The sequence below is a fragment of the Mesorhizobium sp. M0478 genome, from assembly GCF_040321305.1.
In the GTDB taxonomy this organism is placed as follows: domain Bacteria; phylum Pseudomonadota; class Alphaproteobacteria; order Rhizobiales; family Rhizobiaceae; genus Mesorhizobium.
Map to the genome: position 1 here is coordinate 1 of NZ_JAMYRH010000023.1, position 12179 is coordinate 12179.

Below are 12179 nucleotides of genomic sequence, written 5' to 3' on the forward strand. Positions count from 1 at the left end.
CCAAGGTTTGCAGCGCTATGGTGACGCCGGGCCGCCTGACACCGAGCATAACTGACAAGAACTCGTGCGTAATCGCAAAGCTGTTCCCGTCGACGCGATCATCGCACATCACCAGCCATCTTGAGAGCCTGTCGACGATGTTCATCCGGGCATTGCTGAGCGCGGTGAAGCTTGCCTGGAGGTGAAAGTAGTGAACGTAGCGGAGCAGAAAACTTCGCAGGGTTGGGCTTGTCAAAAGCGCCTTGGTGAAGAGGCCCGCGTCGATAACAAAGGCTCGGGCCTCTAATTGGACGTAACAATCGTGCGTTGACCGGTCATCGCCCATGATAAGCGCTGAGCCGGTCATACCCTCACAACCTATGATTCCGATCTCAGCTTCAATACCAGGCCGCAGTTCGCCCACCACTGACCCGAGACCGCTCTCGAAGAAGTACACGGTTCTGATTGGAGACCCCGCCACTTCGAGATGCGTCTTCAGTCCAAGGGAGACGCTTTCCAAATGAGGTTGCAGCAAGGCCAAATCTGCCGAGCACATTCGAAGCAGCAGCGAATTGCGATAGATGGAATTTTGGCGGGTGTCGCATTGCGCGGCAGTGTGAGTTCGTGAACTGGAGTCTGTCATAGCTCCCTCTCCCTATTGGGGCGGAAGCATGTTGATCGCTCACAGCCGACGGACGCCCTTAGAGTTGCCGTCGATAGCACACTGTATGCCTGCGGACCGCGGATGTCCCATTTATTAACAACTGCGTTGATCAGCGCGAGCCAAGCTTTAGCGCGCCCGCGCTAAGACGGCATTCAGATACTCCAGGAATTCGTCATCGCTTTTCGTTGACAAGCCGACTTGTCGAGCGCGAGTCACAATGCGCTCCTGGAGTGAAACCGCTGTCTCATAGTGGTTTCCACGATCATCTGAAATGAAGCGCTCACTGGGGCGGATTCAAAGAGCTGTGCCATTGTGGCAATGTAGTTCCAAGATGATGAGAGTCGATGCGGCCGCTGCTTTGCGTAACAATCGTACAATGTGCTCAAGAATGTGCGGTTACCGGATCTAGACGGCCTATCCGGAGGTGGTGTGGAATTCTGCTGACTTAGCAGCACGGATAGAACTCGTGATCCGCCACGCAGCACGCGCCAGATAGGACCAATAGGGCGTAACTAGCGACGCGAGCGCCGCCGCTGCGATGCAGTGAGCCGAATGCGCCGAGGCCCATCAACTTCCACCGGGTCACCTCGGCAGTGGCCGCCTTCACCCCGGTCATGTCTTCGCTGAGCGATTCACCGCGTCTTCAGCCTTGGCAAAACGCTGCACCAGCTTGTCGGTCTTGGCGTACATCTTCGATCGGCTGGCGGCTGGGCGCTGCTCGGATTGCTCGTAAGAGAGCGCGGCTCAAGCATCGCTGTCGTTTAATGTCGCGCCGGATCTCGGTTGCGTCTCGCTGAACGCCCTCCATGGACGCCCTTCATCGTGGGTCCACCAGGGCTTTCTTGTTGTCTGAATAGCCGCCTTCGTGCGCGAGCACCTTGGCAGGCGCTTTCTTTTCGCGCGAAATTGCCATCGTTTTCAAGCGGGAGGGTCGGGATGCAGATTTTCGATGACATCGAGGCGCTGCTGGATGCGGGTGAAGCCTCGACGGCACTTAAGGAAGTGCGGGCGCTGGTGCATCAATTTGGGCGCGGGTCCAGTGTCTTGGCGGGCGCGATCGACGACCTCATTATTGACCTGTCGACGCTATCATTCGTCGCCGATGCTTACGGAGGCCGCATCGCAGAGGCGGCGCGCATCTTGGCCCGAAAAAGACTATTGAAAATCAAGTTGCTCGCACCTCGTCAAAGCGTTGAAGTGGTCAGCTAGAGATTGGTGGTCGCTACGAAAAACGTGTAGACCTGCTCGGTGCTCCGATCGCATCGAAACCTCTCGCGATCATCGGTTCCGTACGGACGAAAGAGCCGCCTGACCCTGCGACCAGATGAAAGCTTGGACTTGCGGCAGACCGCAAGCAGTTGGAGCTTGAATTGCCGACACACTCTCAGGAACCGTTGCCGGGATCGCACTCCATTGGTCGTCGGCCCAGATCCGGCGCGCCTCGCTTAAGGTGCCGGTCGAATATGGCCAGCTTCTCTTCGTAGCCGATCCGCACTCTGGACCTGCAACTATCGCATTTGAAACCGGCAATCGTTTTCAGCCAGGATCCCCTTCTCACCATAGGGCGTGAACAGGAGGGGCATTGGAATTCTAAAGGTACGTCGCGCAGTTCATTTGATAGAGGCACTGTGCATGTTCTCCTCAGCGGCACGGCCACTGCAACAAAGTAGAAGGAGAAATGTTTCCGGATTCGGCCATTTGCGGGAAAGAATCGGACCTAAGTCTAAATGGTGAGCGGCCCTGAAACCCATCGGCCTTTGCGTCGGAAATTAAAAATAGCGAGGGTTCGAAGGCGGCCGCGGGCGTGAGGCTGGCAAGTGGGCCAAGACGGCGGCGGTAAGGCGGAGCTGTGGCGATCAAATAACCGGTTCGCCCAGAATCTCGTTCACCCAGCTCATGGTTCTCAGCCCGTATGCCATTCCGGCGCAGTCGGCAAACCAGTCGAAGACACTCATGTCACGCCCTGTGACGCTTTGAAGGATTTCGATCGCTGCGCCCGTAAAAGCAAGTAGAACCGCCAGCCGGACCACCTGTTGGGGCCAGCCGAGGCTACCCAAAGCCGACAAGGTGGCGAACGCGGCGGCGTGGTTGAGCTTGTCGTGATGAGACGTAAAGGCCAACGCGTGCAGCAAGTGGTCTGGCAATAGCGCGAGCAACAGGACGACCGCCAACGTGGAGAGAAAGGCAGCCCTTGCCATGCTCTGATAAAAGCTCGACTGCGGCAATCTATCCGCAGCACTCCCGGTTCCTAGTTCTCGCTTCCGATACTGGCGCACTAGGCAGAGCTCCAACCTGCATCTGAGCTACGAGCGCGAACAACTGGCATGCTTAACAGGCCTCCTGATGTTATCAGGAAGTTCCATGAAACAGCCTATGTCACTCTGGATGGTTCCATAGGGCGCTGCGAATGTCGCCCTCCATTGTGATGAGGCCGAGGGTTTCCTGCCGAAAAGGCGCGGCGGAATAGGCGAGCCATTGGTAACGCTTGCGCCCAGGTGCGATGCGTATCGTGCTGGGCGGGAGCGGAACTCTTTCCAGCCTTGGCCCAGCTGTGCAGCCGGGCCGACGCCCTTCTGAATTCAATTATCGCCGGCGTCGCGGCTAAAAGACGAAACCGCTGTTTAGTCTGGTCATCCCTGCCTTGGTGATCTCGCCTCTACATATTCCAATCCTAGACGCTAGGCCAGCAGCGGCCACTCGCGGCTGTCCATCAACAATCCCAAACATCAGGTCGCGGTTATATACAAAAAAGCCGGCCACCTTTCGGCAGCCGGCCAGTGCAAACAAGGAAGGGAACGTTGCACTGATGGGGCAGTGCACCGTCCGAAGCGTTTCCAGGCGACAATGTTCCACCGATGAGAGAACAAAGAAGGCTTCACCGCCAGCGCACATTCCCCTTAGCCGCGCTGTATTGCCAGCGGCTAGTCTCTAAAGGCCTTTAACCAGCCACGGATCGGTGTCGTATCCGAGGCGCGGCTTTTCCGGCGTTCCATCGGCCGGCAATTTGGCGGTTCCGGTCGGCCTGCAGTCCAGCTCGAACACCTGCTTCTTGGCCGACTGCTTCGTAGAGCAAAGGTCCGTGGCGTCATTCACCACCACCTTCTTCTCCTTGGCAACAGCGACACCAGTCCCAGCGATCACGATCGCCGCACAAAACGCAGCAACTCTCATCATACTTCCCCACCGTTGCGCCTCCGCAAAAGGCTGAGCATGACGTTACGGCACTTTTAAATTAGCGCAAGCGAATATTAGCTGCCTAGTCCCTTCACATCGGCTCTGGTCGCCTCCCCTTGCTGCCGGCGCCTTGCGATACCGGCAGCGCGATATGCTAGGATGGGCGCATGCCTGCTCATGACCGGGCGGCCGCTGTTAACGACTTGAGCTTGACATGGCAGAAGGCTGCAGCCGTCAAGTTTCCCAAGTCGTCGTGGCGATGAACGATCGCGTCGAGGATCGCTTACCAAGCGGCGTTTACTAAGTTCCGCTGGTGCAGCCCTGCGCGAACACCATAACCACGTGATGACAAATCAGCCATGTGTGTGGCGCGGCGGGCTTGTTCCGCTTGTGGCCGGCGCCTACCCACCCGGGTTCCCCAACCATGGCGTCGGCCATTTTCGTTCTCTCAGCGATTATAGGCCTTTGCTATCGGCCTATGTGTTGGCCTTGGATGGCGAGATCGCGGTTAGATCGCCTCGTTCGTTTGGATGTTTCGCTGGCGTTGGCAGGAGGCGCATATGTTCGCCAGCCGGCGGATACCACACCGCCCCACCGGTCAGGCCCAGCGCGTCCGCTGCAAAGTCCCCGCAGACCGCTGCTGGGCCGCTGGCGGGCAGCGGCTACTTGCTGACGATCCAATCCACCAAGCCAGTTTCGATCAGCTCGCACCCAGTGAAATCGCGCACCAGGGCCTTGGCTAAATCGCGCCATTGACACTCAGGCGTACCCGTTTCCCCTACTAGGGCTCGGAATGCACATCGGAGAACGTCGGCTTGAAAGGCGGAGACGGCAACAGTAGACGGGTCGGCATCTTCCCAGCCTAGCGCCACGTCGCGACGACGTTGACCAAGGCGCTTCAGAAGCTCGCGTGAGGCTCGGATGGCCCTGCGCGATCGATCCATGTCCCGGCGAAATGTGGCGGGTTCCGCCATGGACTTCTGGCGCATCAGCAAGGTGGCCGTAGTGGCCGCTCGAGCGATATCTATGGGCGTTGCAACCATCGCAGCCTCCCAGAAAAGGCAATGGCAAACGACACATTAATAAGCTCGCCGAAACTCTCTCCGCAATGAAAAGAGTTGTACGAATTTTACCAACCCGCACCCTTTCAGTGATGCCGGGCCGCTGCTGTCCTCGCTCTTGTTCTGTCATCGTAATGAAGGACGACATCTCCGAGCACCCGTAGCACACCTGTTGCATGGAAAAAGCTGTAGGCGTTTATAGGTGCCCGGGCACTCCGCCATTTGTTTGCGTTGTGGAGCGGGACAAAGCAGGTTTCCTCACTCAGGCCGCCTACCGTGAAGCGGGGCACAAGCCCGACTTCGACGCATTGCCTTGGGAAGCTGAATACAGGGCCGCCAACTCAACGAAAGCCGGTCGTACGCCTAGCTAGCAACCAGAGGCACCGTGACGGTCGTGGCGTAATTTATCGGATGCTGGTCGAAATACGGGAAAGCGATGACGAAGGCATAGCTCGCGGTCAGATGCGCCATCTTGAAGCCGCCGCTGGCAGGGTCGATCGCGATCGTCACAATGACGTTCTGCAGACCCAGGTTCACCAATTTCTGCGTGGCGATGGCCTGGATGTCGCTCTGCGAAAGCGTGTTGTTCAGCTGCAGCGCCCGAGAAGAGGTTTCCAGTGTATAGCGGACGGTCGACACGGCATTCATGGCCCAGCCGAAGGCGAAGATTCCGAACAAAAGCATCACCAGGAAAGGCGCGATCAAGGCGAATTCCAGCCCGGCTGCGCCGGAGCAGTCACGGCGCCACCTGGATCCGATCCTTTCAGCGGACACGGATCACCTCCTGATGGCTGATCGCGCGCGGGTCCGGGAAAACACCGAAGTTGAACGGGGGCACCCAGGTGCCCGTGGCCGTTATCTGGACGAAGACAGTCGGCAGCTTTGTTCCGCCGCAGATGGTGGTCTCATCCACGACCGTGGCGCCGCACAAATAGGAGCGGATCAGCACGACGGCGGCGTCCTCGGGCTTGTCGTTCCAGCTCGAAAGCGCGACCGCCTGCGTTCCCGTGTCATTGGACGCGCCGGCCATTACGAGATTGGCCGCGGTTTTAACGCCCGCGCGCATCTGCAGGTAACTCGTCACGTAGGACCAGCCGTCGGCGATGCCGAGGCAAACGAGGCACAAGACCGGCAGCAACATGGAAAACTCCACGGCAGCTATCCCGGATTTGTCCCGGACAATGCGCAAGGTCCGCCCACCCATCCGGCTACTCGACGAGCTGAACGGACTGCGTCGCCGGAATGTCTTCCATCCCTAGACTGGTGCAGTTCTGCTTGATCGTCGTACTGCCTGACCACTGGATGGTGTCGGCGACGACCTGAGTGCAGCCACCGTTCCCCGAGAAGTTGCCAAGATAGTTGACCTGCTGCCTGGGAAAATAGATGGCGCCGGTCAAAAGCGAGTCCGCTGTGCCATTGAAGGTGCTCTGCGCCGCAGTCCCGGTCCTGTCGCCGTAGAACAGCACGCCGGAATAGGCTCCGGAGGTAGGCGCGCTCAGCGTCACCTTGGCGTTGCCGTTCATGCTGACAGTGTTGCTGCCTGCCATGGAGGTCGGTTTCGGCGGCGCAGTTTTACTGCCGCAACTTCTGCGCGGGGCAGCATTCGTTTGCGGTGTTGATCGCTCGCAGGATGTCGTGAACGCTGCCTCCCACCGGTTCGCCGATGCAGTGCGCGCCGGACGAGCCGAGTTCCGAGTCGGGCTAGTCGAGGACTTGCCCTTGCCGGATAGCACATTCGACAAGGCTCTCAGCGTCCACACAGTGTACTTCTGGCAAAGCCTTAGAGCTGGATCCGCAGAGCTCGCTCGCGTCCTTAAACCAGGCGGTCGCGTCGTGCTTGGCTTCCTCCCGAAGGCGCATATGGACCGGATGAACATGCCGGCCGACATTTTCACAGCTCGCGAGCCGGATGAGGTGATTGCTGCCTTGCGAGACGCAGGGTTCAGCGATCCTGAAGTGCGGAGACCGAGCACGGAAACCGCATGGCTCGTTGTGACAGGCACGCGAAGATAAGTTTCGGCGCCTGGAAGCGGAAAAGCCCGCCGCCGAAGCCAACTGGCTTTGTTGCAGGGGTTTGCCTAGGCTCCTCTGGGTTCAACACTGGGTGCCAATTGCGCCGTCACTGCGCTGAGACGCCCACGTTTGGTCAGTACTGGCTTGCTGTATTCTTTCTTCACTGCAGTCCCTCTCTAGCGAATTTCGGCAAAGCGCCTTGGGCCTAAAGGTTCTCACTCATCGGTGCAGGTTGATGGCGTGCACACAGCCGTTACGGCCGAGAGCTTCTCGCGCTTCTTTAGTTCCGGCTTCTGATAAGGCTTCTTCATGCAGGGTTCCCCACGTTTGTCCCTCAATGCGAAAATGCGGTGCGCCGACCACGATTGTCAACCGGAAACACTGAAGTAGCGGCCGAGCGACGCCAGGGGCCGGCACGCGCGGTCAGGGCGGCGTGCGCAGCGTGGATGCTGCAATTGCCTGGCCGGTTGCCATGGCCTGCTAACGAGCGCACACTGCTGCGGTCGCCTCGAAAAATCAAAAACAAACAGGCACGAGGCGCTTGGGAGCGATCATCAGGCTTTCGCCCGACCAGGGAGAAGGCCCATGCCCACACCGGCACAGAGCCGGCTCATATATTTTATGGGCCAACTCGTTCACAACGAGAGCATCGTTTCCAAGCAGGATATTATCGTCGGCTTACTGGATCACGAAGGCAGTCCGACGGCCGACGCCGACGAATTGCTGGCGAACTTGCATCGATCACTGCAACAGGCCCGACAGAGCTTGCACGAGGCGCAAGAGATCTATGGAGTCAGAAATGCGGAGTAGCGAAAAAACAAAACTCGCATACACAGCCGCAGAGTTCGCCGAAAAACACGGTTTGACCGTGAAGGCAGCCGAAATCATCCTGTCCGTGAACGGCTCCTCACGTGTCGCTTGCGATGCAGCAGCACGCGCATTCAAAGAAGCGGTTGCGCACCGAGCACACAGCAATGACGGCGAATGAGGCCCGCGCCTGCTTCCGAGGCTGCGCGGGCCGACCATGACGAGTGGAGAGGACATCTTGGTCACCGGCAGGAATCGCTGAAGAACGAGCCGGGTGTGACCGAACAGCCTCAGAGCGAGGTTGTTCCCGACTGACGCAAAAAAGCCCGCCAACATGAGCCGGCGGGCCAAGTAATGGGTCGCTGTCCAATGAACGCGTTAGGTGTCTTCAGATGGATTTTGGTCGAGAAGCCGCCGCGCGTCAGGCGCAACAAATCGGGCGCCGATTGAACGCCCTGCGGACGCAGGAACGCCTTCGTCTCGCGGGCGCTCCGCGTAAGCAAATCTTCGCCGCCGAGAAGCTCAATCGTCTCGGCCCAACCGTCGTCTGCAAGCAATTCGTGTGTGATCGCAGTTAGAATCCCACCCGATTCCGCAGGGCAATACCTATCTTATCGCCTAGGCCCTTTTGCCCCTACCGCCGAGACATGACCGCGCACCACGGAGCTGTCGAACATCTGCACCAGGTGCGACCGGTGTCGTTGCGCCCACTTCTGTGCCGGATAAGCAAAGAATAGGCCGGTAAACGGTGAACGCAGTTCGGGGAGTACCCGCACCAGATCGAGCTGATGGGCGAGATAGCCTGGAAGAAAGCTGATGCCCAATCCTATCGCCACGAGCGCCCTCACCGTCAGCAGGCGCCGGATCTGCTGCGGCTCCTTCGACCAGGAGTTTTCGAGCGCCTCCCAGACCTGCTCCTGACGGGCGTGATCGTCGGTCACGGTGAACGCCATGAGCTGCTCGAGCTTCATGCCATCCTGCTCGTAAATCTCCTGCAGCTTGGCCGAAACCCTGGCCAGCCTGAGGCGCTGCTGCACGAATGTTGCGGAGACGAAGAAGCGTGCGGCAATCTCCTCATGGCTCGCGCCCTGGTCATGAAGTGTCTGGAAGGCGCGAAACATGTCGAGCGGATGTAAATCTTCGCGCTGAAAATTCTCGGCCAGCGAGTCCTCCTCGATCGGGACCGCGCTGTGGGCGTCGCTTATGACGCAGGGAACTGGCTCGGTCTTGCTCATGCGCTTCTGCTTGACCAGCAGTTCCAGCGCGCGATAGCGGCGCCCGCCAGCCGGCACCTCAAACATGCCGGTCTCGTTGCCCTCGCCGTCCAACACTGGCCGGACGTTGAGGCTCTGGAGCAGGCCGCGCCGAGCGATCGACGCGGCGAGGTCCTCTATGGTTTCCCCGCGCTTGATGCGCCGGACATTGGACTGGCTCAGCATCAGCTTGTTGAAGGGGATGTCACGTGAAGCGTTGAGGGTGATCTTCTGCTTGGGCGTAGCCATGTGGACTATCTCCGCGACGGGCGGCCGAAACTCTCTCGTCCTCCAAACCCGTCAAAAAAGACGGGCGCAGCCCTCTCACTCTGAGGACTGAGCCGCACCGAAGATCCAGAGGTGGGGACAGGGCCGCAGACACGACTGCGCATCTGCGGCTTGCGGATTACAAGCTGAGATCTCACTCGCCGTCTCGGCCAGATTGGCCGGCATGGTCGAGTTGCGTTCGGCGTCGCGAAGGTTTCCGCCCCGGCGGACCGCCTCTGCCCAGACGGAAATCGGCAGGTCGGTGCCAAAGAGCATGTCCCGCTCGATGCCGATGCCGAAAGGCAGCCGGATCGACGTCATCTCGAGCGCGGTTGCGAGCCAATTCCTTCGCCGAGTTGATTTGAAGAGCTTCACCACCCGTACGTGTTCGGCGTCGCGATCGCGGCTATTGGCGAGCAGGCACGCGCAGTTCCTCGGTGAGAGCGATCATGCCGCCCTCTTCTCGATTTCGACCTCATCGACGCTGGCGGGCCCTGCCCTGGTTCCGTTGTCGGGTTGCGGAAGGAAGGCGAGCAACCAGTCGGCTGCCTTGCTGGCTTGGGAGGCGGCACGCACGATGGCTCGGTTGTCTTCGCGCAGGACGTCGAGCCAGGAGGCCAGGTAATCGGCGTGGCGCACGGTCGGCGCAATACCTCGCGAGGCGCAGCAGAAGGCTGCGTTCATTTCGGCGACCAGTTCCTCGAAAGCATATCGCTTTGTGCCGAAGGCGCCGCCGAGGTCACGGCCGACGCGGGAGGGATGGCCGGTCGCATGGCCAAGCTCGTGCAGGGCGGTGCGGTGCCAGTCAATGGTCTCGAAATACGCCTGCGGAGGCGGCACCTGCACGTAGTCGTGCGCCGGCACATAATAGGCGCTATTGCCGCCGATGCGGAAATCGATCCCTGTCGCCTTGATCAGTGCCTCGACGGCCGGTTCGATCAGTCCGGGCTCTGGTGCGGGCGGAAACACCGCCAGATCGTCGGGCAGATTTTCGCATTGCGCGACGTTGAAGACGGTGAAGCGCTTCAGAAACTGTATGGCCCGTGCTGCCTCGCCGGTCTCCCGCGCGCGTTTCTTCTCGTCGTCAGGGATGAAGCGGTCAGAATAGACGACGGTGGTCCCGTGTTCGCCCTTGCGGACATGGCCGCCCAGCGATAGCGCCTGGCGGAAAGTCAGCCAGCCCTGGACGGGAAAGCCATGCTCGACGACCGCACCCCACAGGATCAGCACGTTGATCCCCGAATAGGCACGGCCAGAGGCGGCATTGGCCGGCATGGCGAGGGGTGCTTGCGCCGCCGCCGTGCCCCAGGGCACCCAGGGAAAGCGCCCAGCCTCCAGCTCGGCGATGATCTTGTTGGTGATGTCATCATAGAGGCTTGCCCGGTCGGCGCCGGCGCGAGCGTAATGTCTGGACATCGGGTTTCTCCGCGACGGGCGCCGGAGGCCTCTCCTCCAGCTCTCAACCCGTCACGGCAAACCGGTCCGTACTCTCGCTCTAGAGGCTAGCCCAGGCCTCGAAGGGGGACGCTCCCGGACTTGGGGCAAAGGCGGTCCGCGCCAATCAGTAGTGTCGCTGACCTATGGTTATTGCTGCCGGACTGCGTGCCGAATGCGGTCGGTAAGCGTTTGTGCGACGTCGAAATAACCTTCCCAGGCTTCGCGCAACTGAGCCCGCGCGGCGGCGGCGAAGACATCGAAGCCGTTGGCGTTTTTCGCAGGTGGGCAACTCATCCCAGCTGACAGGCACCGCGCACGACGCCCCCGCGCGTGCCCGAGTCGACCAGGGGCAGATTGCAGTGGAGCCCTGGCCGTTGCGCAGGTAATCGAGAAACATTCGGCCCTTGCGCTTCGCCTTGCTCATATTGGCGACGAAGCGCGACGGATCTGTACGGGCCAGCAGTTCGGCGAAGTCCTGGCAGAAGCTCTTGACCTCGTCCCAGTCTGCCTCCGGGAGGAGCAGGACGACCACATGAACGCCCTTGCCGCCGGACAGCAACGGCCACGACTGCATTCCAAGCGCTTCCAGAATGCTCCGAATGTCGAGGGCTGCCTGCTTGACGGCAGCAAAGCCCAAGCCCTGTCGGGGTCGATGTCGAAGATCATGCGGTGCGGCAGATCCGGCTGCTGGCGACGGCTTCCCCAGATGTGGAATTCGAGCACGTTCGTCTGGACGCCCGCGATCAGCCCAGCCAAGTCATCGACCACGAGATGCGGCTTTCCTTACCGGACACCTTCTCCAAGTGGCCATCATGGATGGCCCTGGGCACGCCTGGCAGGTTGTGCTTCTGAAAGAAGGTCTGCTGCAGGTCGCCGTGAGTATCGCGCACCAGCGACAGCGGCCGATCCTGAATGTGCGGCAGCATCTTCTCGGCGACCACTGCGTAGTAGGCGGCGAGCGTGGATTTGGTCACCTTGGTGCCTGGATACATGACCTTGTCCGGATGCGTCAGCTTGACGCCGACAGCAGCGGCGATCTCGTTGCCGGATCGAGATTGGCCGAGTCTCTGGGCCGTTTGCGCCTTTTGTTGAGAGTGCCGTCTACTCGGACATGAGGAACTCGGATACATGTCAATACGCTGCCTGGGATTCGGTTCCATGCCCAAGCACCGCGCCGGCGACCGTCGGCGCTCAAGGAAGAACGGCGCATAAGCCGCAGTCCTGCGCGCGGCCGCAACAGCGGACAATTGTCACGCGCAGGACGGAGGAAATTCGCCCCACGCCGCGGGCGGTGAACAGGACAGCCGTAGGAGCGTCAGCATAGCGCCGGCCGCAGGACGGGACGCGGGACCGACTGTCCCCGTCCGCGGTGGTCCGCATGTTTTGGTTCGAAGCCCACCGGCTGAGATCGCGCAGTTCAGTTCTCGACAGTCCGACCGCTGATCCGCGATGATGCAAACAGGATTGAACCACACCAGAGCCGAGTTTGGCTGCAAGAAATCGATCTGGTCTTGCACCCTTTCG

14 protein-coding genes and 2 pseudogenes are annotated in these 12179 nt (G+C 60.1%); 4 read left to right on the forward strand and 12 right to left on the reverse strand.

Translation table 11 applies throughout. The features are described 5' to 3' along the window. Both NKI64_RS30930 and NKI64_RS30935 read right to left on the reverse strand, forming a co-directional pair. A partial coding sequence (locus NKI64_RS30930) for a Crp/Fnr family transcriptional regulator (RefSeq protein WP_352671908.1) occupies positions 1 to 622 on the reverse strand: 622 nt, incomplete at its 3' end. 466 nt (positions 623 to 1088) lie between these two features. Continuing rightward, positions 1089 to 1259 (reverse strand): DUF1515 family protein, encoded by a 171-nt coding sequence (locus NKI64_RS30935; RefSeq protein WP_023673960.1) that lies wholly within the window; start codon positions 1257 to 1259, stop codon positions 1089 to 1091. Positions 1260 to 1579: 320 nt separating this feature from the next. On the opposite strand from NKI64_RS30935, the gene NKI64_RS30940 reads away from it, so the two are divergent. After that, entirely contained in the window at positions 1580 to 1852 is a 273-nt protein-coding gene (locus NKI64_RS30940; RefSeq protein ID WP_023673958.1) for a hypothetical protein, read from the forward strand. Positions 1853 to 2499: 647 nt separating this feature from the next. Here the strand turns inward: NKI64_RS30940 and NKI64_RS30945 are convergent. The 5 genes from NKI64_RS30945 to NKI64_RS30965 all read right to left on the reverse strand — a co-directional run bounded on the left by NKI64_RS30945 (position 2500) and on the right by NKI64_RS30965 (position 6425). Then, entirely contained in the window at positions 2500 to 2868 is a 369-nt protein-coding gene (locus NKI64_RS30945; RefSeq protein ID WP_245261975.1) for a VanZ family protein, read from the reverse strand. A gap of 703 nt (positions 2869 to 3571) precedes the next feature. Next, the gene (locus NKI64_RS30950; protein ID WP_023816434.1) at positions 3572 to 3817 is read right to left on the reverse strand and encodes a hypothetical protein; all 246 of its coding nucleotides are present in this window, start codon (positions 3815 to 3817) and stop codon (positions 3572 to 3574) included. Between the two features lie 1424 nt (positions 3818 to 5241). Beyond that, on the reverse strand, positions 5242 to 5652 hold the full coding sequence (locus NKI64_RS30955; protein WP_352671911.1) for a TadE/TadG family type IV pilus assembly protein: 411 nt from the start codon (positions 5650 to 5652) through the stop codon (positions 5242 to 5244). Next, positions 5642 to 6082, reverse strand: coding sequence for a TadE/TadG family type IV pilus assembly protein (locus NKI64_RS30960; protein ID WP_031204579.1), 441 nt, complete (start codon positions 6080 to 6082; stop codon positions 5642 to 5644). Before NKI64_RS30960 ends, NKI64_RS30955 begins: the two co-directional genes overlap by 11 nt. A gap of 4 nt (positions 6083 to 6086) precedes the next feature. Continuing rightward, positions 6087 to 6425 carry a hypothetical protein gene (locus NKI64_RS30965; protein ID WP_352671913.1) on the reverse strand — a complete coding sequence of 113 codons (339 nt, stop codon included), beginning with the start codon at positions 6423 to 6425 and terminating at the stop codon, positions 6087 to 6089. On the opposite strand from NKI64_RS30965, the gene NKI64_RS30970 reads away from it, so the two are divergent. The 3 genes from NKI64_RS30970 to NKI64_RS30980 all read left to right on the forward strand — a co-directional run bounded on the left by NKI64_RS30970 (position 6424) and on the right by NKI64_RS30980 (position 7879). After that, on the forward strand, positions 6424 to 6891 hold the full coding sequence (locus NKI64_RS30970; RefSeq protein ID WP_352671943.1) for a class I SAM-dependent methyltransferase: 468 nt from the start codon (positions 6424 to 6426) through the stop codon (positions 6889 to 6891). The two genes, NKI64_RS30965 and NKI64_RS30970, sit on opposite strands and share 2 nt — an antisense overlap. 585 nt (positions 6892 to 7476) lie before the next feature. Further along, positions 7477 to 7701, forward strand: coding sequence for a hypothetical protein (locus NKI64_RS30975; RefSeq protein WP_023690459.1), 225 nt, complete (start codon positions 7477 to 7479; stop codon positions 7699 to 7701). After that, a complete protein-coding gene (locus tag NKI64_RS30980; protein WP_245261925.1) occupies positions 7691 to 7879 on the forward strand; it encodes a hypothetical protein in 189 nt (62 codons plus the stop codon). Before NKI64_RS30975 ends, NKI64_RS30980 begins: the two co-directional genes overlap by 11 nt. 649 nt (positions 7880 to 8528) lie before the next feature. Here the strand turns inward: NKI64_RS30980 and NKI64_RS30985 are convergent. The 5 genes and pseudogenes from NKI64_RS30985 to ligD (NKI64_RS31005) all read right to left on the reverse strand — a co-directional run. Further along, positions 8529 to 9200 (reverse strand): annotated as a pseudogene (locus NKI64_RS30985) (ParB/RepB/Spo0J family partition protein); the annotation flags it as partial. 75 nt (positions 9201 to 9275) lie between these two features. Next, positions 9276 to 9596 (reverse strand): DUF2958 domain-containing protein, encoded by a 321-nt coding sequence (locus NKI64_RS32255; protein ID WP_460221719.1) that lies wholly within the window; start codon positions 9594 to 9596, stop codon positions 9276 to 9278. Positions 9597 to 9665: 69 nt separating this feature from the next. Continuing rightward, entirely contained in the window at positions 9666 to 10634 is a 969-nt protein-coding gene (locus tag NKI64_RS30995; RefSeq protein WP_023829564.1) for an ArdC family protein, read from the reverse strand. 145 nt (positions 10635 to 10779) lie between these two features. Further along, positions 10780 to 11423, reverse strand: a pseudogene (gene ligD / locus NKI64_RS31000) (non-homologous end-joining DNA ligase LigD). Next, on the reverse strand, positions 11399 to 11815 hold the full coding sequence (gene ligD, locus NKI64_RS31005; RefSeq protein WP_155927363.1) for a non-homologous end-joining DNA ligase LigD: 417 nt from the start codon (positions 11813 to 11815) through the stop codon (positions 11399 to 11401). The pseudogene ligD (NKI64_RS31000) and the gene ligD (NKI64_RS31005) overlap by 25 nt, the downstream one beginning before the upstream one ends. Between the last annotated feature and the right edge of the window lie 364 nt (positions 11816 to 12179).